This is a genomic window from Vibrio sp. Vb1018, assembly GCF_033338775.1.
Lineage (GTDB): Bacteria > Pseudomonadota > Gammaproteobacteria > Enterobacterales > Vibrionaceae > Vibrio > Vibrio alginolyticus.
This window is the reverse complement of sequence record NZ_JAWOTI010000005.1, coordinates 235,089-260,167: the sequence shown is the minus strand read 5'-3', so window position 1 is coordinate 260,167 and position 25,079 is coordinate 235,089. Positions and strand designations below refer to the sequence as shown.

Genomic DNA, 25,079 nt, shown 5'->3' with positions numbered 1-25,079 from the left:
ACTGAGTTTGATGTGCGTATTGCTTCCATTGATGACGCCGTTTATGAAGGCCCTGAAGATTTCAGTGTGACGGTGACCGGCATTGGTGCAGTGCAAGGCAGCGATACCGGTACGGCAACGATTATTGATAATGATGCTCCTCCTTCTATTTCAAATATTGTGAATGCAGTTGTTTCGGAAGAAGGTTTAGCTAATGGTATCCCTGATAATACAGGATCACCTTCAGACACCACTAACTCCGCAAGTTTCTCAGGAACATTCACAGTTGCCGATCCAGACACGGCGAATGTTTCAGTGGTATTGGCAGGCCCTAACAACCTAACATTAGGAGGGGAGCCTATATCGTGGACGTGGGACAACAGTACTCAAACGCTGACTGCGAAAACTGCTCACCTGAGCGTTGTTGCTACTGTTGTGCTGAGCGAGCCTTCAGCTTCAGGTCAAGGCTCTTGGGACTATACTATTACTCTGTTTGAGCCACTTGATCATCCTGTTAATGATGTGGAAGACATCATCAACTTTGATTTACAGATTTCTGTAAGTGATGGACAAACAACAACATCTCAAAGCTTAAATGTGGCCGTTGAAGATGATTGCCCATACGTGCCTGTGGTTGTTCAACCCGTCGATGTGTCGCTTACTGGTGCACCTAACGTTCTGACAGGGCGCATAGATTTTGCAGGAAGTGAGGCAGACGCAACCAGTCGAACATTTGGGGATGTTGTTGTGACTGCAAACGGTTTTGTGTCTGACGAATCTGTGATGCTGGGAACAGCTGAAATCAATCAATCATCAGAAGGGATTGGCGTTAAAAGTTCTGGTAACAACGGCTTCCAATTAGAAAACGAAGTCGATTATCGATTCGCGGGTAATGAGGGTGTATCAGAGCAGTTAATCATAGACTTAGGCAATAAAGTTGCTTACGGAGCAGAAATAGAATTTGAGAAAATGTTTGGTGGTGAACTTGAGAAAGGAATCGCATCTTTTTATAGAGATGGTGTATTAATTGCTCAGCAATCGTTCAGCTCTGACGCAAGCAGTGGTGATTACGCGGCAAATTTCAATGTTCAACAGGGAGGCTTTGATAAAATCATCCTCGAGGCGACCAGTAATGGCAATGGCCCGGATACTGAAGACAACAGTGACTTTACCGTTAAATCAATAACCTTTACAGGTGCGTACTCTGGCGTGCCAATTGCTAGTGCGGATGGGAACCTCGGTGCTGTATATGGAGCTGATGGCCCTGGTTCTATAGTCTTAAATGGAGGTGAGGCTGGTTTAGAGACTCTAGATGGTAAAGACGTGTTGATATACGTTGATCCACAAAACTCTAATAGACTGATTGCAGAGGCTGATGGAGAGCTTGCATTCGAAGTTCAACTTACACCTAGCACTGGAAAATGGGAGTTCTTCCAATACTTACCTTTGACCTCACCTTATGGCGATGGGGATATCGATTTTAACTACACGATTACTGATAATGATGGAGACAGTAAAACGGGGTACTTTTCTGTCAACCCTTACGCCCCACCAATTGTAGAAGGTGTAACTCTAAACGTTTCTGAGGAAGGCTTAAGCAACGCCATTGCTGATGACTCTGCTCTAAACGGCTTTGATGACACAACTGACTCGAGTACTGATGTAGAACAATTGACGCTGGGTCAAACCGTTGATTCTGTTACGCTCAGTGAACCATCTACAGCTCTTACTAGTAACGGGATCTCTGTAACGTGGACGTTATCAAATAACGACCAAATGCTTATCGGTTCAGCGAACGGTGAAGGGGTTATCAAAATATCAGTCAATGATACTGGAGTGGTATCTACGGAGCTTCTTGGTCCGATTGATCACTCCAACCCATCTGGAGAAGACACCTTAAATATTGAGGTGCCTGTGCTTGTCTCGAATGCTCGTGGTCTTACTAACTCCACAACGGTCAACGTTATTGTGGAAGATGACTCACCAGATTCTGCATCTATTATTCACGATGTAGTTGCAGAAACTAAAGAAAGTGCCAACGTTCAGCTCATAATGGATGTCTCGGGTTCTATGCGAACGGATAATCGCTTGCAGATAATGAAAGATTCGGCAACTCAGTTATTGAATCAATATGAGTCTATCGGTCAAACGCGAGTTCAAATTATTACTTATAGCAGTACAGCATCCACTTACGCTATAGGTGCTGCGACGTGGCTGACGGTCGAGGAGGCCAAAGCGTATATTGAGACGCTAACTGCGGGTGGCGCGACTAACTATAACAACGCGCTAAATGAAGCAAAACAGTCATGGGATGATGTAGGTAAGTTAACCAGTGCGTCGAATGTTAGTTACTTCTTGTCAGATGGTCAGCCAAACCCTGCGTCATCATTTATAAACGACGCTCGCGAGCAGAGTTGGATTGATCACCTAACCGATCCTGATAATCAGATAACAGCCCTAGCGTATGGTATGGGCGTTAATCTTATGCCGGAGCAATTAGATCGCGTAGCATATGATGGCTTTTTGAATCAAGACCTTGATGGTGTTGTGGTTCCTGACGTAACTCAATTACCTCCGGTTATGTTGCAGTCAGTGATTCAACCTGTTGGGGGGAACTTGATGTATACCACTTCTCCAGATACAGGTATTGGTGCAGATGGTGGTTATATTAGCGAAATAGAACATGACGGTGTCACTTATTCGTTTGATGGTTCAGACCTAATAGTAACTGACAATAACGATGGTATTTCGCATGCATTTGACGACACAACGATGCAGCTTACTATCTATATCGACAGCAAACATACTCTGGAAATCGACTTAAACGACGGTGCGTATGCATTTTATGGTGCGGTGGGTGATACAGTTGAAACGTTAGACTTCGATTATGTATTGACGGATAACGATGGTGATCAAAGTGAGAACACCCTGCAATTCGTTATTGATGAAAACGGAGGAGTAAATGCTTCAAGTAATGGCTCTGCAAATATTATTGAAGCTGAAGTGGACGTAAGTCATGACATCTTGATCGGTAATGATAACGAGGCAGATGTCTTTAAATGGGTCAACGACTCCTTGGATACAGGAACAGATCTAATTAGAGGTTTTGAGAGAGATTTGGACACCTTAGATCTGAGTGAAGTCGTTGAAGATGCAGGGCACAATACGATAGAAGAACTTCTCAATAGTATTGACTTGAACATTGATGGCGATGACTTATCTCTAGAAATAACCCATAACGATGGAAACTCAATTCAAACTATCGTAATAGAAAACGGGGCGACAGAGTTTAGTGATTTAATCGTGGGAAATGCGGACTTTGAGAGAGATGTGTTATCCGCACTAACTAAGGTTAACTTAGAGCCATAATGAAAAGGGCCAGTAGGCCCTTTTCTTCTGCTTTGTCTTACTTATTCGTAGCCTAAAGCACTTTACATGCAAAACCTTTTAAGTAGAAGCCTTCTGGATATGCTGTATCGGTTGGGTGGTCAGCGGCTTGCTCAAAACGCTCCACAAACTTTACTTGGCGGTTAGCGTCTACGGCTGCATCAGCGATGATTTTCTGGAACAGAACTTGATCCATCAAGCCAGAGCACGAGTAGGTCAGTAGCGTGCCGCCCGGTTTTAGAATTTGCATTGCTAGCATGTTGATGTCTTTGTAACCACGACATGCGCCGTTTAGTTGTGCTTTGCTCTCTGCGAACTTCGGTGGGTCCATGATCACAACATCGAACTGAGTTCCTTGATCACGATACTCACGAAGCAGCTTAAACACGTCTGCATTTAGGAAGACGGCACGCTTCTTCGAAATATCAAACTCGTTTAGTTCTGCGTTGAATTTTGCGGTATCTAAAGCAGGTTGTGACACGTCAGCGTTAATCACACGCTTTGCATCACCTTTTAGAGCGTAAAGTCCGAAGCCACCAGTGTAAGAGAAGCAGTTAAGAACTTCTTTGCCTTTCATATATTTCATCGCTTGCTGGCGACTATCACGTTGATCTAGGTAGAAACCTGTTTTGTGTCCGCCAACGATATCTACACTAATCTTTACGCCATTTTCTTCGATGACGACCGATTTAGGTGGCTCTTCGCCGTGCAAGACGCCCGTGATCTCTTTGAAACCTTCTTTTTTACGAACGGCCACGTCAGAGCGCTCGTACACATTACAATCAGGGAAGCACTCAACCAGAGCGTCAACAATAGCCTGCTTATTGTGTTCTGCGCCAGCACTGAGAAGTTGGCACACAAAGAAATTTTGGTAACGGTCGATCGTAACGCCTGGTAAGCCGTCAGACTCTGCTGCGATAAGGCGATAACCCGTAAGGCCATCACGTTCGATAATGTCTTCACGAAGAAGTTGTGCGTCTTTAAGTCGTTTAACGAAAAACGCGGTGTCGATTTCTTCTTTATCAAAACTCCAAATACGAGCACGAATTTGTGAAGCTGGCGAATATGCCGCCTTAGCTAGCCATTTACCGTCGTGAGTGAATACATCAACCGTTTCGCCAAGAGCAGGTTCGCCCTCAACTTTGTTGATGCCTCGAGAGAAGATCCAAGGGTGCTTGCGCTTGACCGATTTCTCACGACCTTTAACCAAATAGATAGCAGCTGTCATTTCATTAGCTCTTGTTGAATTTTGAAAGGGGCGTATTGTCCGGGATGTGAATGGTAAAAGCAATATCCCTCGGCAATCCAGTACATTGTAGTGACTTTTAAATACAAAAAAGGTCACTAAAGTGACCCTTTTATTTGAATTTGCTGTAACAGATTCCGTTGCTATGCTTTAAGTCCAGTAAGTAGTGCTTCCATGGTGTCGCTTTGCTTACGCAGTTGATCAACGTTTTGTGAAGTCGTGCTTATCATATTGCACACGTTATCTGCTTGAACTCGAATCTCTTCAACGCTTGAGGCGATATTGTCCGCGACTACACCTTGCTCTTCAGCTGCTGTTGCAATTTGAATGCTACTGTCGGAGATAGTTTGATTTTTATCTGCCAAAGAGCCGATTTCGTGATTCACTTCCGTCATGAGGTTTTGTCCCTCATTTGCATTATTAACTGTCACTTCCATCAGCTTAGTAAGCGACTGGCTGTTACGCTGTAACGATTCAATCATCGTTTGGATTTCAACTGTCGCTTGCTGAGTGCGTCCCGCAAGAGCGCGAACCTCATCCGCAACGACCGCAAATCCACGACCTTGTTCTCCAGCACGTGCAGCTTCAATAGCCGCGTTCAGAGCAAGTAGGTTGGTTTGCTCGGAGATCCCATTGATGGTTGTCACGACTTCATCAATTTGTGCTGCATTGGCATCTAACTCGGCAACGGCTTGAGACGCAGATTGAATCTCATTAGAAAGGTTCGAAATCGAGTGAAGCGTATTCTCAACTTTCACTTGTCCAGACTGAGCCACGTTTCGCGCATCATCGGTTTGCGTGCTTGAATCGTGAGCTAGTGTCGCGACTTCTCGAATCGTTGATGCCATCTGTTCAGTTGCACTCGCAAGAGAGTTGAGGTGTTCCTGCTGAGTCGCTGAAATATCTGAACTGTGATGAATCGATTGATTCAGATCTGAGCTAATTTGTTGCATTAACGCCACAGACTCTTGAATCGACAGCACCATTTGTTGCTCTCGTTCTGCAACTTTGTCTATCGTAATAGCAATTTCACTAAACTCGTCGCGAACAGGGAAGAAGTTCATTCTCGCAGTTAAGTCGCCACCCGCAAGAGTGTTTAATGCTTTGTTCATCGTGAACATCGCGCCGCCAATAAACGTCATGATGTAGTAAACGCCAAGAGCGAGAATAAACAAGCTCACACAGATAATGCTTACTTGAGTCGTTGATAGGGCAGCCCATAAAGAAAGTTCATGGTTCGCAACCAAACTGTACGTACCATTTAAAACAGACACGGATTGCGAACCAGAGCCAATAGAAACGGTTTCTGAACCAGCGATGAGGCTTGCTACTTGAGATTGAGAAAGGTTGCCTGCCTCTATCAGACCTTTCATAAGCATGAGCTCTTCTTGGTACATACTTGAGATCAGTGTATTAGCCGCGCTATTAAGGACGAGAGTGAGAATGACTAAAGCAAGAAGAGGGAGAACGAAGAGCAAATAGAACTTTTCTTGAATCTTTAAGTGAATGAGATACTTATCAATCCAGCGGAATGGAATTTCTTTCATAATTATAATAACCGTGCAAAAACCCACTATCCTTAGTGGGGTGAATAGACGAAAAGAATATATCACTCAGTAAAAAGAAGCGGTACAAAGATGAACGTAAAGTGTGAGAGATTTATAGTAAAAGGTCACGTTCAAGGCGTCGGCTTTCGTTACCATACTTCCCATCAAGGATTGAAGCTAGGGTTAACAGGTTATGCGAAGAACCTAAACAATGGCGATGTTGAAGTGATGGCGTGTGGAACAGACGCGCAAATAGTTGCGTTTTCGGAATGGTTACAAGAAGGACCGCGAACGGCAACAGTAGAGCATGTGATGCAGGAACCTGCGTCGTATAAGCCGTTACGCGGTTTTAAAATTTTATGAATCTACAAGCATTTAGCTGGCTTTGGTAGGCCGGCTAATTTGGTTGCTTGTTTGGCTGGCCCCTTTTTAAACAGCTTGAATAGATACTTACTGTTACCTTTTTCTGGGCCGTGCGCTTTTTCCATCGCTTTCACAAGCATACGCACTGCAGGGGAGGTATTAAACTCTTCATAAAAGTCTCGCACAAAATGCACAACTTCCAAATGAGCATCCGTAAGCTCGATGTCTTCTTCTTTTGCTAAAAGCTCAATCATACCTTCTTCCCATTGAGTATGATCCAATAAGTAGCCTTGAGCATCCGTTTCAATTTCTTTGCCGTTGTAAACGAACATAACGTTTTATCCGTTAAGTAAACATGGATGTTTATAGATTAGCGACAGCCGAGAATGTTCTCAACAAAAGAATCTCGAAGTCGTATCGAGCGAAGCAAAAGCGTACAAAATGGTGAGTGTTTTTGACTGAGCTAGGCACTTTGATATAAATGCTCTTTTATTCAAATAAATAGGAAACTATTCAGTTTGTTAGAAATTTTACGGGGTGAGTACCAACGAAATTGCATGGATATCCAGGCTTATTCATTTTTGTTTTGGTTTTTTCTTGGCTACTTGTCTGATTATGGGATTTTATGGGTGAATGAATAGCTGACAACGTTGTGTTTGTTTTCATAGACCGATATTCTCATTGGATTAATGAAAGCCTGTATTCAGGTTAGAAACAACAATGATGACAAGGAGTTAGTCATGTCGAAACAACGTTACATTGAGATTAATGACAATGTAAAATCCACTTGGTCCATCGAGCGAATTTGGCAACTTGCAGAATCCTTACCTGTAGAAGAAATTGCGATTGCTGATATAAAAGGCCCAAATGAAGTGACTTGGTTTAGTCATGAAGGGCCACAGCCAACCTGCCGTGAAATTGCAAAACATTGCCAACGAATCAACAATGCTGATTTGTCGTATCCGGTAATCTTAACCAGTGACTATCGTGTTTTTGACGGTATGCACCGAATCGCCAAGCAAATCATGTTAGGAGAGGAAACGATTAAAGTGAGACGCTTTAGAGAAAACCCAGAAGCTGACGAAGTTATCGAGTTGGCGGTAGACCAAGCGTAACAAACTGAATTACTTGCAAAGAAAAAGCCCGAAGGAATTACCTTCGGGCTTTTTGATTCTACTTAACGAGAAACGATTAATCGTCGTTCATGATGCCTAGAATGCTTAGTAGGCTGATGAAGATGTTGTAGATTGATACATACAAAGTTACTGTCGCAGAGATGTAGTTTGTTTCACCGCCACGAATAATGCTTTGTGTTGTCATCAGGATCGCCATAGTAGAGAAAATGATAAACAAGCTGCTCAACGCCAAGTGTAAAAGGGTTGATTGAATAAAGAAGCTTGCAATCATGCCCACAACCAGCACAACAAATAGTGATAGCATTAAGCCACCCATCATCGATAGGTCACGTTTCGTTGTTAGTGCGTATGCCGATGCTGCCATGAAAGATAGTGCCGTACCACCGAGTGCGGTTAATACGATATCGCCCATGCCTGCACCTATGTACATGTTTAGAATAGGGCCAACGGTGTAACCTAAGAAGCCAGTAAATAGGAACGTAAACACAAGGCCAAGACTGTTGTTACGGTTTTTCTCTGTTAAGAATAATAGGCCGTAGAAACCAACCAGCATTAGGATGATACCTGGATGTGGAAGGTTAAATGCCATTGCAACGCCAGCAACGACTGCCGACCATAAAAGTGTCATTGAAAGTAGAGCGTAAGTATTACGCAATACTTTGTTCGTTTGTAGAGCACTTTCTTGAGTTGAAGTGCGGGTAAACATTGGACTGTTCATAATCTTCCTCGATAAGAGACTTTCTTTTAAGTACATTTATGGGATTGAAAGTTCAAAAAATCAAGCCCTAACCATACGTAACTTAGATAAAATAATAATAGAAATAAGATGTTATGTATTTGGCAACTTGTAACACAATATTACTGACTAGCATAGCTATATTGATTCTTACACAGATTTTTGAATTTAGTAACAAAAAGCACTGGCTTCATAGAAACCAGTGCTTTTTTATGTCGATTCGGCTAAATCTTAGTGGTGTAAGATTTGCGCTAGGAAATTTTGGGTCCTATCCGATTGAGGATTTTCGAAGAAATCAACAGGGTTGTTTTCTTCGATGATCTCTCCTGCGTCCATGAATATCACGCGATCGGCAACTTCTTTAGCAAAGCCCATTTCATGTGTCACACAAAGCATAGTCATGCCTTCCTCGGCGAGTTCGACCATTACATCCAGTACTTCGCGAACCATTTCCGGGTCGAGTGCAGATGTTGGCTCATCAAAAAGCATGACTTTAGGGTTCATACACAAAGAGCGAGCAATCGCCACACGTTGCTGCTGACCACCAGACAACTGACCGGGATACTTCTCCGCTTGGTCTGGAATTTTTACACGTTCCAGATATTTCATCGCAACTGCTTCTGCCTCATCTTTTGGCATCTTCTTCACCCAGATAGGCGCGAGCGTACAGTTTTCCAGTACGGTTAAATGAGGGAAGAGATTAAAGTGTTGAAAGCACATGCCCACTTCTCGGCGCACTGCTTCAATGTTCTTTAAGTCTTCAGTTAATTCCGTACCAGAGACGTAAATGCTGCCTGCTTGGTGCTCTTCAAGACGGTTAATACAGCGAATCATCGTTGATTTTCCCGACCCTGATGGACCACAGATAACGATTTTCTCCCCGCGCTTAACGTCGAGGTTAATATTTTTTAGTACGTGAAACTCACCATACCATTTATTCATGTCCTTCAATTGGATCATGTAATCTTGTTGTTGCGTCATAATACGTCCTTGATCTTGATGAGTTATCGTTTGTGACCGGTATGAAGTTTGTTTTCAAGCCATATCGAATAGCGCGACATGCCAAAACAAAATACCCAAAACACTAACGCGACAAATACATAACTTTCTGTAGCAAAACCTAACCATTCAGGGTCGGTGTTTGCTGCTTGCCCTATACCGAGTACGTCAAACATACCAATGATGAGTACCAAACTGGTGTCTTTAAACAAACCGATGAAGGTGTTCACGATAGAAGGAATAGTAATCTTTAGCGCCTGTGGCAAGATAATCAGCCCAGTCTTTTTCCAGTAACTTAACCCAAGCGCATCAGCGGCTTCATATTGACCTTTCGGAATGGCTTGTAGACCACCGCGTACCACTTCTGCCATGTAAGCGGAGGCAAACATAACCACACCGATAAGGGCGCGAATCAGTTTATCTGTCTCTGAACCTTCAGACATAAATAATGGAAGCATAACCGAAGCCATGAACAAAACCGTAATCAGCGGAACGCCACGCCAAACTTCAATGTAGACGGTACAAATGCTGCGAATGATCGGCATCTCTGAACGTCTACCAAGCGCAAGTACCACACCAATTGGCAGTGAAACTACGATACCAACTAACGCAATAATGAGCGTAACGAGTAATCCACCCCATTTGTGTGTATCGACCACTTCTAGTCCAAAGACACCCCCGTACAACAGCCCAGCGATGATGAATGGGTAGATGTTTACGAAGAAAAGCCAAATCCACATCCGTTTCGGTGTCTTCTCATACGCGAGTAAAACAGTAAACATGGCCAATGTGATATAGAAAAGGCGAGGGCGCCATAGTTCGGACTCTGGATAAAAACCATACATGAACTGCTCCCAGCGCACGCTGATAAATACCCAGCAAGCACCATCTCGGCTACAGTCGTCACGCGTTGAGCCAATCCAGTCTGCGTTAATAAACGCCCAATCCACGATATACCATATTGCAGTTACGACAATATACGCAAGAATGACAGTAACAATGGAATTGATAGGGCCATTAAATAGATTTTTCCGCATCCAACCAACGAAGCCTACAGTATTGGCGGGTGGCGGGAGATCCGGTTGAAATTGATGAGTACTCATATTATCTCTCCACCAGCGCGACTTTACGGTTATACAAGTTCATTAATGCAGACGTAATCAGACTTAATGTCAAGTACACGCCCATCGTCATCGCAATGATCTCAATCGCTTGTCCCGTTTGGTTCAGGGTAGTACCAGCAAACACAGAGACAAGATCTGGATAACCAATCGCCATCGCTAACGATGAGTTTTTGGTGAGGTTGAGATATTGACTGGTTAAAGGTGGAATAATAATTCGTAACGCTTGAGGAATGACAACAAGCTTTAAAGTTTTCGAGCGTGGTAAGCCTAGCGACATCGCTGCTTCGGTTTGACCATGGCTAACCGCATTAATACCAGAGCGCACAATCTCAGCAATGAAAGAAGCTGTATAAACACTCAATGCCAAAAGTAGCGCAGCCAATTCAGGAATAATGCTAATACCACCTCGGAAGTTAAACCCTTTTAGTTCAGGATAATTCAGTGAAATTGGCATACCAGCAAGGAAGTACACAACCAATGGAAGGCCAACAACTAAACCCAAAACTATTCTTCCCATTGGGGTTTGTTGCCCAGTGAGACGTTGCTTATTATTCGCCCATACATTAATTAATAAGCTTGCGATTACCCCGAAGATTAACGCGGCAATAACGTAGCTACTGCCGGGTTCCATAGTCGGTGCAGGGAAATATAAGCCACGAACGTTCAGGAAAATAGCTTCACCAAGACTTAAGCTTTGGCGTGGTGAGGGTAATGCTTGAAGAACAGCGAAATACCAGAAGAATATTTGCAGAAGAAGGGGGATATTTCGGAAAGTTTCGATATAAACTGCCGCTAAACGACTAACTAACCAGTTAGAAGAAAGGCGGGCAACCCCCATGGTAAAGCCAATCACAGTAGCCAGAATAATACCTAATACGGAGACTAACGCCGTATTAAGAAGGCCGATGATAAATGTTCTACCGTAAGAGTACGTTTCATCGTATTCAATTAGTGTTAACCCAATACCAAACCCGGCTTCTTGATTCAGAAAACCGAAGCCCGTTGCAATACCACGAGCATCTAAGTTATTGAGAGCGTTGTTTACAATCGTGTAAAAGAAAAATACCAGTGCAGCAATGGCAATGATCTGGAAAATAGCAGAACGAAAGGCAGGATTATAAATCAGGCTCTTGCTTCCGCTTGGTTTGGACATCGTACTTGGCGATGCATCTTGTGTCGGTTTCATACAGCGATAACCTCAAACCTTAGTTATAGATATCGGCATGTATAAAGAAGTTTCGTCCTTGCTGGCTAAAGAATAACGCTCTCATGTCTGGTGACTTACGAACCTTTAAAGCCGTTCCACCAAGCGAGCGCTTTTCGCCATCCAATGAGCGATCCTTACTCATACAGTGAGATATAATCAAGAAAAAGGGCGGCATGAACCGCCCTGATTAACTCTTTCTATCGGATTGGTGGCGCGTACATAAAGCCGCCTGCATTCCATAGCGCATTAACGCCACGAGAGATTTCTAACGGCGAACCAGTACCGACTGTACGCTCGAAGCTTTCACCATAATTACCAACTTGTTTGATAACTTGGTAGCCCCAATCATCACGAATACCCAAACCTTTGCCTTTAGGGCCATCAACACCGAGGATACGTTTGATGTTTGGATCTGTTGACTTCAGCATTTCATCCGCATTCTTCGAACTAATACCGTATTCTTCAGCGTTAATCATCGCAGACAATGTCCACTTAGCGATGTTAAACCATTGATCATCGCCTTGACGAACGACTGGACCTAGTGGCTCTTTAGAGATGATTTCTGGAAGAACGGCCGCAGAGGACGGATCTTTCAAATTCAAACGTAGTGCATAAAGGCCAGATTGGTCAGTTGTTAATACGTCACAGCGTCCCGCATCAAAACCTTTCGAAGTTTGCGCCGCTGTGTCGAATACCACTGGTTTGTACGCCATGCCTTGGTTGCGGAAATAATCTGCAAGGTTTAGCTCGGTTGTTGTACCTGATTGAACACATACCGACGCACCATCAAGCTCTTTAGCACTTGAGATACCAAGTTCCTTCTTCACCATAAAACCTTGACCATCGTAGTAGTTCACACCTGCGAAGTTTAGGCCCAGTGCAGTGTCACGGTGGAGAGTCCAGGTCGTGTTACGGGAAAGCACATCAATCTCACCAGATTGAAGCGCAGTGAAACGTTCTTTTGCGGTTAGGGGTACATATTTAACTTTCGTTTTATCCCCAAGAACGGCTGCAGCCAGTGCTTGGCAATATTCTACGTCGATACCTTCCCATTCGCCTTTTGAGTTAGGGTTAGAGAAACCAGGTAGACCGGTACTTACGCCACAAGTAAGAAACCCTTGTTTTGTGACTTTGTCCAGAGTAGTGTCTGCTGCTTGAGCTGATGTTGCCATCATCGCAGTAGAAGCCGCTACGACGGAAGCAAGAACTGTGAGTTTATTTGCCATTTGTATCCTTCCTGTATGATCCATGTTTAATCAGGAGTGACCTGAAATAACGTGTCCAATTCGTTAGAGTTATCGTCCTACGTGATTGATTTTCGAAGAAACGGCATTCGATAGATCAACCAGTTATAAGCGTAGGAAAGGATCTGTTAATTCTCAAATATATAATTTAAATGAAGTTTTGAGAGAACTTACAAAGTGCCTTGAGATTTAGAATGACGAAATGTTAATTGTTTGTAAATAGTGCAATTCATGGACAATTTGGTGCATCAGAACAATCAATAGAAGAGTGAACAATACAAAAGAATAAAAAGTTGTTATCAAAACTGTCATTAGCTGAGCAAGGTGAAGTTCAGTAAAAATTCAAACAAAAATTATTTGTGATACCGAAACAGGGTGATGAGCTTGCCCCATTTTTGGTAGCATGGTCTACAACAGCTAATTAGAGTAATCATGGATTGAAATGCGATATTTTCCTCTGTTCTTAGATTTAATTGATAAACCCGTTCTCGTCGTGGGTGGCGGTGAGGTGGCAAGCCGAAAGGTGGAAGCGTTGCTAAAGGCTGGGGCGGATGTGACTATCGTTTCTCCGACGTTGGTTGATTTTCTGTCTAAGCTTGCTTCTGAGCATCAACTGCGCTGGGTACAACGTTTCTATTCGAGTGACATTGTCACTAAAAACTTTGTTCAAGTGTGGGCGACGACAGACAATCCTGAGCTAAATCACCAAGTGTACAAAGATGCCAAAGAGCTAGGCATCTTGGTTAACGTTGTGGATGATAAGCCTTATTGTGATTTCATCACGCCGTCAATGATTAATCGTGGCCGCATCCAAATCGCTATCTCTAGTGGTGGAGCTTCGCCAGTTTTAATTCGAAACATCCGTGAAAAGCTTGAATCGATACTGCCACAAAACATGGGGTTGATGGCGGATTTTGCTAACTCAAAGCGAAACTCAATTAAAGAGGCACTGCCTAGCGTCGATTTACGCCGCAAGTTTTGGGAGCAATTCTTCTCGAATCCCGAGGTGGAAAACGCGCGAGATAATCGTGAGTTAGAAGCAATTTACCAAGCGACCATGGCAACACCTTTAGATGAAAAGGGAAGTTGTACTTGGGTTCATGTTGGGAAAGATGTTGAGATGTTGCCAATAAAAGCCGTACGCTATATGCAACAAGCGGAGCTGGCTCTGTACTCAACTCGATGTGAAGCGAATGTGTTAGAACTAATACGAAGAGATGCAGAAAGAGAAGCTTTCTCGAGCGCTGCTGAGCTTTCGGATATGCTGGCCAAGGCTAAAGCTGAAAAGCTTCGTATTTGCGTGTTCATACCACAAGGAACGAGCGAATTCGTATTGTTGCAAGGGCAGGACTTAGTTATCTAGCAATGCCAAATACTAAAGTGCCAAATACTAAAGTGGATACGTAGTTCGTTACACTAAAGCCAATAAAAAACGCCAGCGGATTATGCGCTGGCGTTTTTATTTACTTCTCAGATTGATTAATCACGGAAGTTGTTAAACTGGAATGGGATACCCATCTCTGCTTCACGAATCGCTGCCATTGTCGCTTGCAGGTCGTCGCGTTTCTTACCAGTAACACGTACTTTGTCGCCTTGAATAGAAGCTTGTACTTTTAACTTTGCGTCCTTGATAAGTTTCACTACTTTTTTTGCCGTTGGAGTATCAATACCTTGGCGGAAAAGCAGAGTTTGGTGCCAGTTTTTACCAGTAACGTCTGGGTCTTGTGCATCCATTGCGTTCGCGTCAATGTTACGCTTCGCTAAGTGGCCGCGTAAAATGTCGCGCATTTGCTTAAGTTGGAAGTCACCTTCCGCAGACATTTTTACGTTTTCTTCTACTAGCTCAAAGCTCGCATTTACGTTGCGGAAATCGAAACGAGTAGACAATTCACGGTTAGCATTATCAACGGCGTTACGTAGTTCAACCGTATCGATTTCAGAAACAATATCAAACGATGGCATGAAGATTCCTTGATTATTTTGTTATAGGGACTTTCGGGACTTAACAGCGCTTGCCAGCATATCTAGCATTGTAGCAGTGTCTTCCCAACCTAGGCATGGATCTGTAATAGACTGACCATACGTTAGGTTATTGATGTCAGTCATTGGCTGATTGCCTTCAAGAATAAAGCTTTCAGCCATGATACCCGCAATACGAGTGCTGCCTAACTTAATTTGGTTACAAATGTCTTGAGCTACGTCGATTTGTTTTCTGTGTTGCTTCTGACAGTTTGCATGGCTGAAATCCACAACCAAACGTTGTGGCAATCCAAACTCAGCTAAAGCATCACATGCTTGTTTGACTGATGCTTCATCAAAGTTAGGGCCTTTTTCTCCACCGCGCAGAATAATATGACCGTAAGGGTTGCCACTTGTGCGGTAAACCGTCATTCGACCGTTCTTATCTGGCGAGTAGAAGTAATGCGATGCTTTCGATGCGCGAATTGCATCAATTGCAATTTTTACGTTGCCATTTGTGCCATTTTTGAAACCAACTGGGCAAGATAGTGCCGACGCCATTTCACGGTGAATTTGTGATTCCGTTGTGCGAGCACCAATCGCGCCCCAAGTGATCAAATCCGCGATGTATTGACCAGTGATCATATCAAGAAACTCAGTAGCAGTCGCAAGACCAAGCTTGTTGATATCCAGTAGTAGTTTACGAGCTTTATGAAGACCAGCTTCAAGTGCGTAAGAACCATCTAGGTTAGGGTCCGTAATCAAACCTTTCCAACCAACTACTGTACGAGGCTTTTCAAAGTAAGTACGCATCACGATAAATAGCTCGTCTTTGTACTTGTCTTGGATTTCACTCAGACGAGTGGCGTAATCAATGGCAGCTTCAGTGTCGTGAACAGAACACGGACCTACAATCGCAAGAAGGCGATTGTCTTCACCCGATAAAATGTTTTCAATCTGACGACGAGATTGAGCGATACGGTCTGCAACGTCATCCGTAATAGGATGTACACTACCTAGCTCTGCTGGGGTAGGCATTGGACCCAAAGGTTGGGTTCTCAATTCATCTGTTTTTATAGGCATGTTATAGCTTTATTCTCTATTGCGAAGGGGTAAAGATAACGGAATTACAGGCAGGAATAAACCGTTTCACGGGAATCTTCGCCAGGAAATACCGAATTGTATACAAAGGTGTAGGTATTCATTTAAATGACTTATGTATAAATGACAAAACTTGATCATTAAATCAATATATATATACATTTGAATTTATAACCATTTTCTCTATCTCGCTGTAAGGTAATCTAAGTAAATGCGATAAACTTCATACCTTACGGGTGACGCCGTCACTTTATGAGGGTTAAATAACTCGTGAGATCGAGCTTTTGTTAACATTTCTTTGACATCTATTTCTTTCGTTGATTAACTGGTCTGACTAGATTGGTAAGGAGACCAAAATGTTATCAGCTCTACGTCGTGCGAATTTGTATCTAAATCTGTTTGGCTTTTCAAAAGTGCCGCTGATTTGGCTTTGCCACCCTAAAATCATTGCGATAGATAGCAAGCATGTTGAGGTTCGTATCCCATTGCGCAGAAGAACGAAGAACCACCTGAATAGCATGTATTTCGGCGCTTTAGCCGTTGGTGCTGATGTTGCTGGTGGTTTTCTTGCTATGAGTAAAGCGCAAGAAAAGGGAGAAGCGATCTCGCTAGCATTTAAAGGTGTGAAAGCCGAGTTTTTAAAGCGCCCGGAAGCCGATGTGCACTTTGTTTGTAACGATGGTCATGTCATTGATGAGATGCTCGAGCACACCTTGGCAACGGGTGAACGAGTAAATCGTGACGTAAAAATTGTCGCGCTGTGTCCTAACTTACATGGTGACGAGCCAATGGCTGAATTCTCGCTTACTCTTTCGATAAAAAAAGCAGCCCAACAAAGAAAAGAGGCTGCCTAGTGGTTTGTGGCTCGTTTGTTTAAAGGCGTTGGCTTAATTGAGTTCAATCTTCTCGATAGAGACGATTTTGGAGCGATTTAAGACCACTTTCCAGCGGTAATAAACAGGCTCATCGGTGTGGTTGTCCTCTTTGACAATCACATTGAGCAAATGACGTTTCTCTACTGACTCTTTGGTTACTTGACCTTCATTTAAACGGTAAACTCGGTTTGAGCTTTTATCCATCAAGCGGATGATAGGGCGCAAACTGATGTTCAATGTTTCTCTCGTTTGTTCGTAACCACTCAAGAAAAGAGAGGTCGCCATTTCGGTTTTCTCGTGATAATGAAGAATCTGCTCTTCACGTTGCACGACGCGCTTTTTACGTATTCTTTGAATCTTATCCGGCAAGCTACTTAAGGTACGATAATCGAGCCACTCCAATTTTTTGCCAACCACTTTTTTCGTCGTTGGGTCAACGTACTTCTTACGCCATTTTGGCTTGCCTTTACGGATCCATCGCCACATAGCATCGCGTAAATCATCTTTAAAGATTTCTCGTAAAGCGTAAATAAAAGACATCGCGATAATGAATGAAGCAGAAATTTCCCCCAGATAATCGCGAGCGAGAATCACGGTAGAGGTCACGACAACCATCACTAAACCAGTTGCAATGCCTTTGATTGCACGCTTGATGTTGTTACCCATCGATATGGTTTCTTCACGAAGCACGATAGGGTGTTCAATCAATCGCCTTAGCAAGCGCATTTTGTTAGATAAGCGAGTAACGTCTTCAACGACTCTTGATGAGTTGTATTTGTTGAGTTTACGATGGGCTTGCTCTTTCTCACATAGCGTGATCAGGCGCTTCTTGATCGTGCCATAGTCGCCTTCACGTGGTAGGTGGGCCACCAGTGACAGGAACTTTTGCTCGGTATACCAAGACAGATAGTTATCGATGTTAACGTAGTAGCGTTTTAAGTTCTCTTCGTAAGGAATAGAACGCCGCAAGCGCTTTAAGATCTCAAGCGTGAGCTCGATAACTTCGTCCACTTCATCTTCCGTTACGGAGTTGTTCTCATGCTTGTTTAAACTTGCTACCGCTTTGTCTAGCGCGATAACGTATTGGTAAGCGAACAAACTCAAACTTACTCGGTATTGCTGATTCGACAGGCGTCCACGTTTGGCAAGTCGACTGTGTACTAGCGGAAGAAGGATTTCAGTACTGTAATAAGATCGTTGCTGTGTGATTGAGGTGTAATAAAATTCGGATTCACTGATGATATCGGCGTTTAAACCAAGCTCACCAGGTATAAAAAAGTAAATATCTAGGTCGACACTTTTGCTCTTTGCGAGTGCATGACTGATTTTTAATGTTATTGAGTCTTGTTTATCGACGGTGACCAAAGAAAGCTCCTGACTTTGCTAAAGCATTCTTAACTTATGCGTTCCGTTGAGCAGGTAAGTATAAGAGTGCTAAAAGAGTGACTGGGGCATATAGCTGAACGACAACAGCATAACAGAGCACTATGCTTTTCTCTCTGATTTTCTTGTTAGTTTAGGTATAATTCCACGTAAATTTAAAAAGAGACAAAATCAATGATTAAAATTGGTCAAATTAACAGCTTAGAAGTCATTAAAAAGGCTGATTTTGGCGTATTTCTGGATGGCGATGATTACGGTTCTGTTCTACTACCTAGTAAGTATGTACCAGAGGGTACTGAAATTGGTGAGCATGTAGACGTATTTCTGTACTTCGATTCAGAAAGCCAACTTGCTGCGACCATTGAAAGACCAATTGCCCAAGTGGGTGAATGGGGTTTAATGAAGATTGAGGGTGTGAATGCGACAGGTGCTTTTGTAAATTGGGGCATCAAAGAAAAGGACTTACTGATTCCTTTTAGTGAGCAACGCACTCGCTTCTCTGCCGGACAAACCATTTTAGTGTATGTTTATACCGACAAAGCGTCAGGTCGCATTGTTGGTACGACTAAGTTCAATAAATGGTTAGATAAAACTCCAGCGAATTATGAAGTTAACGAACAAGTTGATTTGATCATCGCAGAGCGTAGTCAACTTGGTTATAAAGCTATCATTAACGGTAAGCATTGGGGCATGATTTTCCCATCGGATGTTTTTGGTAAGCTTTACATCGGTAAAAAGCTGAAAGGCTTTATTAAGCACATTCGTGAAGATGGTAAAATCGACCTTGCTCTACAAAAAGTAGGTGTGGCGAAAATGGACGATCTTTCTAGTAAGATCCTTGACCTGCTAGAGAAGAAAGGCGGATTTTTGCCTTTGAATGACAAGTCGTCTCCTGAAGCGATTTTTGATGCTTTCCGCACAAGTAAAGGGACTTATAAAAAGACCATCGGTGGCTTATACAAGCAGGGTAAAATTGTCATTGAGAAAGACGGTATTCGTCTAGCGTAGTCCAAACTCACGTATAGTGGAACTGCAGCAAAAAAAACGGCCCAAACTTTTCCTTTTTTTGGGCCTAGGGGAAACGGCTCCGCAGAGCCTGCGCTAAACTTGTCCAACAATAATTTTGTTGGTGAACATAGAGAGAAATGCCACATCAAAGCATTACTTTGATACAACTAGTTTAGTACAGCGTGTCCGGATCGCTAGCGAGCCCACTTGCTTTCATACTTACGAATTAAAAAGCCATCGCAAATACGATGGCTTTTCATTTATTTATGGTTCGTTACGTCTTTTAAAATAAGTTCTTATCTCGTACTAATTCGCGAGGGAGGCCATTCTTTATTCGGTTGCTTACCCACTTGCCAAGGCCAATAACTGCGCCTTGATAGGTGACAAGCACTTCGCCTTTACCTGTTTTCATTCCCTCAGGAATGGTTTGTGGGCGAACATCACGCCCCATGTACCATTCGCGCGCTTCTTCAATACTGAGTTCAATGGCGTTGCTTTCAGAACCTGTCGCCAGGGCAGTCGCGACTTGGTGTTGCCAACGGTAGCCATTTTTATGGGCTTCCGCGATCTTTATACCCATACGGGAAAAGCGTAATTCGCCGATCATCGGTTCTAAAGCATTAGGGAACAGCCAGACATCTTTATCGCGAAGCCATACAGAACTGTCATTTGGAAGTTTAATACCTAACGCGCTTTGGAGTTGTTGAGCAATTTCTGTCGATTCTTTTTTTGAAGTTTTAGCAAAGGGGAATTTCCCCATGCGCTTTTTGACTTCTGGCGCCTCAACAGCAGCCAGTTTGCGAATTCTTGCAACAAAGAACCCTTCACAGTCGTAGACCTGCGGGAAAATATGCAAAAAGCCTTCTTCAGTTAGAGCTGCCTCTGCGTTTTCAAACAAGTTCTCAAGGCTTTCAAACTCTACTGCATCCCCAAAGGTTTCTTTCAAGTGTTGACAAACTTGTTGGTTTTCTTCTGTACTGAGCGTACATGTTGAGTAAACCATCACACCACCGGGCTTTAATGCATGGAAGGCGCTTTCAATAAGATCTTTCTGTGTGTCAGCGATGTCGAGTACGGAAGCTTGCGTCCAGTTTTTCATCGCATCTTCGTCTTTGCGAACGGTGCCTTCTCCAGAGCAAGGCGCGTCGAGCAAAACCGCATCAAATTGTTCTGGTAGCCAACCGCCAAAAACGCGTCCATCGAAGTTACTTAGTGCGGCGTTACGTACCCCACAACGTTCCACATTAGCGTGCAGTACTTTTACACGACTTGCGGCGTATTCATTGGCCACAAGTACACCTTCGTTGTTCATTAAAGCTGCAATTTGAGTGGTTTTTGAGCCTGGAGCGGCTGCGGTATCTAACACGGCATCGTAAGATTCATCATTCATAAACAGAGCAGATACCGGCATCATCGAACTGGCTTCTTGAATGTAGAATAAGCCAGACATGTGTTCTGCTGTGTTGCCTAATGGTACAACTGACTCATCCGCTTCAATCCAAAACCCCGTGTCACACCAAGGCACAGGAGAAAGCTTCCAGCCTTTTGTTTCTGCTCGTTCTAAAAACGCTTCAACGCTGATCTTCAACGTATTAACTCGAATACTTTTGCGCAGTGGCTTTTGGCAAGACGCGATAAAGTCTTCCATGTTGAGATGAGCAGGAAGGATCGTTTGGATTTTTTCCAGAAACGCGTCTGGGATGTAAACATTAGGATGCAATGTGGGATCTCGTTTGCAGAATTTGTGGCAAATAATATACGAAAGCGAAGCAGAAACGAATAGTGACAAGGGCCGAGCAATAAAAAAGAGCAGCGATTGCTGCTCTTTTAAAGTGATCAAACTTCAATTGTACGTGAATTGAGCTTTATTCTACGGCTTAGGAATCGCTGTACGCCATTGAGTCCAACCTTCTTCAGCTTGTGGATACAAAAAGAAAGATTGCCCATTCTTTGCCGCTGGTGGAATAGTCGATTGCTCTGGCGTTGAAAACGCAATTCCTCCGCGAACTAAACTATCAAAGGTTCCCGCTTTGATGTTAGCGCCGGTAAGCCCGATGGAAACATCTACTCCTGAAACATTCCAGAACACACTGTTTTGACGAACGAGGTAAGCATATTCAGGCTGTATTTTGATAATCATGACGATGCGATCAGCAAATTCTCCTAGGCTTACGTCGGTCACTTGGCCAACTTCCATCTGGCGGTAAAGAATAGGGGTACCGACTTGTACTGAGCCTCTTTGTTCACTTTGTAACGTAAACATGATTCCATGCACGCGTTCTGAACTATTTTCTAATTGAAAATCAAATTTAGCTTTACCTTTACCTGGTTCAACACTGATGGATTTCGAAACCAACGCCCCGAGGTTTTTAACGCCACCTAAACCAATTTCTGGTTCAGTTAGCCAAAAATGTGAGCCTTCAACCGCAATGTTTTCTACGTATTCAGGTAGGATTCTTGCAGTGACTTCAACCATGTTACGACGAAAATTCGGTACAACCAGAGTGATTTCACCAACTTTAACACCTTGATATTCAATCGGCATTCCTTTAGCAATCTCTTGCGAACCGTCGGTTTCTAAAGCAATGACGCGCCCAAACTTGCGAGCGGTTTTTTGATCAGAATACAGCTTCCAGTTTTCTCCGATTTTGTTTTCAACGCCTGGCACGGAGTCAAAAGCGATGCCACCTTCGATTAACGACTTCAAAGGGTGTGCTTTCACACTGACGCCAGCTAATGATGCATCTATCTCAATCCCTGAACGATTCCAAAAAACGGTTTGTGGCGTTACAAGATAAGCGAAGCGGTTTTCGATAGTAGCCTTAATTAGTACTCCGCCATCAACTAGTTGGAAATCGGAGACGTTACCAACTGGAAGATTACGATAGAGTAGAGGGCTGCCTTTGGAAATCGGCGGCAATTCAGAAGCAAATAGTGTTAGCGCCCTAGAGCCACTTTGATTGTACTGCGCCAATTCAGCCAATGATTCATTTTGGAACAGTTGATACTCTTTTTGAATATCCTGCTTGCCTTCGCTCACAAAACTAATTGACCCGGTTAACAACTGCTTTGCTGGAGGAACGGTAACGCTGAGCCCCGATTCAGTTAACTCTGCTGATGCACTGCCGGTTACATAAAAACGATTGTTTGATTTGATCAGATGTTTGTATTCATGGTCAATCAATACATCCATAAATACTTCGTGTTGTGATTTTTTATCTTCCTTAACTAGGCCCACTTTGATGATTGAACCAACAACGATGCCTTTATAAAGTACATTGGCACCGCTATCTAGGCCAAACGAATTGTCGGACACCAACCGAATCGCGATAGACTTTTCTTGCTGTTGGTTAAACACGTTTTTACGAATCGCAGTAAAGCGGCGAGAGCGTTCACCCGCGCCCGGCACGATCGTTAAGAAGTTTCCTCGCACTAAATTAGCAATGTTTTCAACACCAGAAAGGGACACCTTTGCTTCTTCTAAGACAAATCGAGTACCTGTCGTCAGCATGTCACTAAAAGCGGGTTGAATTGCCGCTGACGCCAATATCACTTCTCGACCTTCGGAAAGGCTCAAGTCCGTAACTTGGCCAATTTCAATTCCGCGATACATAATTGGAGCGCCTTCTCCGCTGATCTTGCTGTCATCAGGTAGGACGATTTTAACCGCGATGCCTCGACCAGCAGTTTTCAAATCTTTATACAAACGGAACTCGGTGTTCTCTTCTACAGGCTCACCATCATCCGGAGAGTCGACGGCGATGGCGCCACCTAGTAAGGCACTCATGCTTTCTAGTCTTACATCGACACCTTCAAAACCGATGCTGGCACCAATTCCACTGACGTTCCAGAATCGACTGCGGTTGTTAATGATATGTCGGTATTGATCCTGAATGTTGGCCTGAATAGTGATAGATTTTGCATCTTCATCTAGCTGGTAACTGTACACTTCACCGATTGGGATTTTCTTATAAACAATTTGAGAGCCAACCGATACACCACCTAAATCACGGCTTTTGAGCTTAATATTCAAACCTTGAGAAACGCGTAAATCTGTTGGAGCAGAGTCTAACGCATGGAATGTTGTCTCAAACTCTTGACCATCTCCGGGTTGAATCGAGATGTAGTTACCTGAGACGAGCGCATCCAGTCCGGAAACCCCCGTTAGGCTAGCTGTTGGTTTTACTAACCAAAAGCGTGTTTTATCGTTCAGTAACTTTGCAGCTTCAGGATAGATATCAGCATCGACATAAATACTGCCGAGATCTTCGGTGAGGTTAATGTCTCTTACCATGCCGACTTCTAATCCTTGGTAACGGATAGTGGTTCGGCCGGCGACAAGACCAGCGGCATCAGAAAAATAGATTTGCACTCGTTGTCCTGCATCGTGTATCGACTTCACAACAAGCCAGCCAGCTAAGACCATGGTCAAAATTGGCAACAGCCAAAGAGGAGATATGCCTTTACTCCGCTTTACATCTGGTACGTATGACGTTTGAGAACTGTTCTGATCACTCATTCATTGACTCTTTTTCTGATTGTTTTGGGTTTGTTTGGTCCCAGATTAGCCTTGGATCAATACTTTCTGCTGCAAGCATGGTCAACACTACGACAACACCAAATGCTACGGCGCCATATCCTGGTGTGAAATCCAGTATCTGACCACGATCGACTAACGTCATCATGATAGAAATAACAAACAAATCCATCACAGACCATTTACCGATCCATTTAACAACAAAGTAAACCATCATTCGTTGTCTCTTAAACACCGAACGTTTGAATTGGATGCAAAGCATGATGTAGGCGAGCCCAAGTATTTTAATCACCGGGACAACGATACTCGCAACAAAAATGATCGCAGCGATTCCATACATGCCGCTTTTTACCAAACCAGCCACGCCTGAAAAAATAGTGTCCTCCAAACGCTTACCATTGGTAAGCAAGATGGAAATAGGGATCAGGTTAGCAGGGAAGATGGCGACCGTTGCTGCGATGAGGTAAGCCCATGTTTTCTGAATGGAGTTTGGCTTGCGATGATATAACTCGTGATGACAACGCTGGCAATGGTCACCTTCAGGCTGGGACAAGTGGCATTCATGGCAATGCACATCTTTATGCTCAAAAGCATATAAACTTTCTGGTTTCCAAGCTTCCCAATAACGACGCACGCTGATTCTTGAAACTAACAAAACGGTAAATATCTGCAAAAGAACCAGACCAATTAACCCTGGACCGACGAAAATGTCGGAATAATCTTGGAGTTTAAAACAGGAAATGGCGATGCTAACTAAGAACACATCCAACATAACCCAATGCTTCAAATGTTGAATTAGCCACAGTGAGATACGAAGCCCACGGAACCATCGTTGATGTAAAGAAATATGCGCCGTTACCACTGAAACACAAACCGTCAGTGGCGCTAGAGAGCTACAAAATAGAATGAGCAATGAAAGAAGAACAAATCCTTCTTCCATCAATGTGATCATCCCTGAAGGCAGGGTTGCCGGAATCATCACACCAAAGAGTCGGATGCTAATAAAGTTAAAAAAGTGCGATGGAATAAATAGTAGGATACAGGTTATCGCGACGGCTAGATTACCAGAGAGGCTAGGGCTACCTCCGCGATATAATTGTGTACCACAACGAGGGCAGTGTGCATTTTTGCCATGGGGTAAGTCGACGATGTCGACAGGCAATTCACAACCTTGGCACAGACGTACGTTATTGGGTTGCATGGCGTGCTTAGACAGAGAGGTCATAACGACCTCTCTAGCTTGAACGA

Annotated in this window: 20 protein-coding genes; 6 read left to right on the top strand and 14 right to left on the bottom strand. The window is 43.5% G+C overall.

Annotated elements, in window-relative coordinates; all coding sequences use genetic code 11:
- On the top strand, positions 1–3,348 hold a 3,348-nt coding region (locus tag R7Z10_RS08355), incomplete at its 5' end, for a VWA domain-containing protein (protein ID WP_318104613.1).
- 52 nt (positions 3,349–3,400) lie between these two features.
- On the opposite strand, the gene R7Z10_RS08350 is transcribed toward R7Z10_RS08355, so the two are convergent.
- Both R7Z10_RS08350 and R7Z10_RS08345 read right to left on the bottom strand, forming a co-directional pair.
- Complete coding sequence (locus R7Z10_RS08350) at positions 3,401–4,594, bottom strand: class I SAM-dependent methyltransferase (RefSeq protein ID WP_318104610.1); 1,194 nt, start codon at positions 4,592–4,594, stop codon at positions 3,401–3,403.
- 161 nt (positions 4,595–4,755) lie between these two features.
- Positions 4,756–6,159 (bottom strand): methyl-accepting chemotaxis protein, encoded by a 1,404-nt coding sequence (locus R7Z10_RS08345; RefSeq protein WP_025766604.1) that lies wholly within the window; start codon positions 6,157–6,159, stop codon positions 4,756–4,758.
- A gap of 90 nt (positions 6,160–6,249) precedes the next feature.
- On the opposite strand from R7Z10_RS08345, the gene yccX reads away from it, so the two are divergent.
- Positions 6,250–6,522 (top strand): acylphosphatase, encoded by a 273-nt coding sequence (gene yccX / locus R7Z10_RS08340; RefSeq protein ID WP_017634611.1) that lies wholly within the window; start codon positions 6,250–6,252, stop codon positions 6,520–6,522.
- Between the two features lie 2 nt (positions 6,523–6,524).
- Here yccX and R7Z10_RS08335 read toward each other — a convergent pair whose 3' ends face one another.
- Positions 6,525–6,854, bottom strand: a complete 330-nt coding sequence (locus R7Z10_RS08335; protein WP_005377396.1) for a TusE/DsrC/DsvC family sulfur relay protein — start codon at positions 6,852–6,854, stop codon at positions 6,525–6,527.
- 408 nt (positions 6,855–7,262) lie between these two features.
- Here R7Z10_RS08335 and R7Z10_RS08330 point away from each other — a divergent pair, with 408 nt between their 5' ends.
- Entirely contained in the window at positions 7,263–7,637 is a 375-nt protein-coding gene (locus tag R7Z10_RS08330) for a chromosome partitioning protein ParB (protein ID WP_042523006.1), read from the top strand.
- Between the two features lie 76 nt (positions 7,638–7,713).
- On the opposite strand, the gene R7Z10_RS08325 is transcribed toward R7Z10_RS08330, so the two are convergent.
- The 5 genes from R7Z10_RS08325 to R7Z10_RS08305 form a co-directional block, all read right to left on the bottom strand.
- Positions 7,714–8,376, bottom strand: coding sequence for a Bax inhibitor-1/YccA family protein (locus R7Z10_RS08325; protein ID WP_025766607.1), 663 nt, complete (start codon positions 8,374–8,376; stop codon positions 7,714–7,716).
- Between the two features lie 249 nt (positions 8,377–8,625).
- On the bottom strand, positions 8,626–9,375 hold the full coding sequence (locus tag R7Z10_RS08320) for an amino acid ABC transporter ATP-binding protein (RefSeq protein ID WP_005377400.1): 750 nt from the start codon (positions 9,373–9,375) through the stop codon (positions 8,626–8,628).
- Between the two features lie 23 nt (positions 9,376–9,398).
- Complete coding sequence (locus R7Z10_RS08315; protein WP_017821868.1) at positions 9,399–10,496, bottom strand: amino acid ABC transporter permease; 1,098 nt, start codon at positions 10,494–10,496, stop codon at positions 9,399–9,401.
- A gap of 1 nt (position 10,497) precedes the next feature.
- The gene (locus R7Z10_RS08310) at positions 10,498–11,703 is read right to left on the bottom strand and encodes an amino acid ABC transporter permease (RefSeq protein WP_005377402.1); all 1,206 of its coding nucleotides are present in this window, start codon (positions 11,701–11,703) and stop codon (positions 10,498–10,500) included.
- A 218-nt stretch (positions 11,704–11,921) separates the two neighbouring features.
- Complete coding sequence (locus tag R7Z10_RS08305) at positions 11,922–12,950, bottom strand: amino acid ABC transporter substrate-binding protein (RefSeq protein WP_318104608.1); 1,029 nt, start codon at positions 12,948–12,950, stop codon at positions 11,922–11,924.
- 460 nt (positions 12,951–13,410) lie between these two features.
- Here R7Z10_RS08305 and R7Z10_RS08300 point away from each other — a divergent pair, with 460 nt between their 5' ends.
- Positions 13,411–14,331, top strand: a complete 921-nt coding sequence (locus tag R7Z10_RS08300) for an NAD(P)-dependent oxidoreductase (RefSeq protein WP_318104606.1) — start codon at positions 13,411–13,413, stop codon at positions 14,329–14,331.
- Positions 14,332–14,447: 116 nt separating this feature from the next.
- Here R7Z10_RS08300 and R7Z10_RS08295 read toward each other — a convergent pair whose 3' ends face one another.
- Together R7Z10_RS08295 and R7Z10_RS08290 are read right to left on the bottom strand one after the other, a co-directional pair.
- A complete protein-coding gene (locus tag R7Z10_RS08295; protein ID WP_005377415.1) occupies positions 14,448–14,930 on the bottom strand; it encodes a YajQ family cyclic di-GMP-binding protein in 483 nt (160 codons plus the stop codon).
- A gap of 21 nt (positions 14,931–14,951) precedes the next feature.
- Positions 14,952–16,010: a 3-deoxy-7-phosphoheptulonate synthase gene (locus R7Z10_RS08290; protein ID WP_206959240.1), complete on the bottom strand. Its 1,059-nt coding sequence runs from the start codon at positions 16,008–16,010 to the stop codon at positions 14,952–14,954.
- A 374-nt stretch (positions 16,011–16,384) separates the two neighbouring features.
- Between R7Z10_RS08290 and R7Z10_RS08285 the strand changes: the two genes are divergently transcribed.
- Positions 16,385–16,882 (top strand): DUF4442 domain-containing protein, encoded by a 498-nt coding sequence (locus R7Z10_RS08285; protein ID WP_005377418.1) that lies wholly within the window; start codon positions 16,385–16,387, stop codon positions 16,880–16,882.
- A gap of 33 nt (positions 16,883–16,915) precedes the next feature.
- Here the strand turns inward: R7Z10_RS08285 and R7Z10_RS08280 are convergent, their stop codons facing one another.
- Entirely contained in the window at positions 16,916–18,268 is a 1,353-nt protein-coding gene (locus tag R7Z10_RS08280) for a hypothetical protein (protein ID WP_005377421.1), read from the bottom strand.
- A gap of 192 nt (positions 18,269–18,460) precedes the next feature.
- On the opposite strand from R7Z10_RS08280, the gene R7Z10_RS08275 reads away from it, so the two are divergent.
- On the top strand, positions 18,461–19,294 hold the full coding sequence (locus R7Z10_RS08275; protein WP_318104604.1) for a S1-like domain-containing RNA-binding protein: 834 nt from the start codon (positions 18,461–18,463) through the stop codon (positions 19,292–19,294).
- A gap of 283 nt (positions 19,295–19,577) precedes the next feature.
- On the opposite strand, the gene rsmF is transcribed toward R7Z10_RS08275, so the two are convergent.
- From rsmF to R7Z10_RS08260, 3 genes are all read right to left on the bottom strand, one after another.
- On the bottom strand, positions 19,578–21,014 hold the full coding sequence (gene rsmF, locus R7Z10_RS08270; RefSeq protein ID WP_318104601.1) for a 16S rRNA (cytosine(1407)-C(5))-methyltransferase RsmF: 1,437 nt from the start codon (positions 21,012–21,014) through the stop codon (positions 19,578–19,580).
- Between the two features lie 150 nt (positions 21,015–21,164).
- Positions 21,165–23,813 (bottom strand): MlaD family protein, encoded by a 2,649-nt coding sequence (locus tag R7Z10_RS08265; protein WP_318104599.1) that lies wholly within the window; start codon positions 23,811–23,813, stop codon positions 21,165–21,167.
- Positions 23,806–25,056: a paraquat-inducible protein A gene (locus R7Z10_RS08260; protein ID WP_017821871.1), complete on the bottom strand. Its 1,251-nt coding sequence runs from the start codon at positions 25,054–25,056 to the stop codon at positions 23,806–23,808. The genes R7Z10_RS08265 and R7Z10_RS08260 overlap by 8 nt, the downstream gene beginning before the upstream one ends.
- Positions 25,057–25,079: the final 23 nt, after the last annotated feature.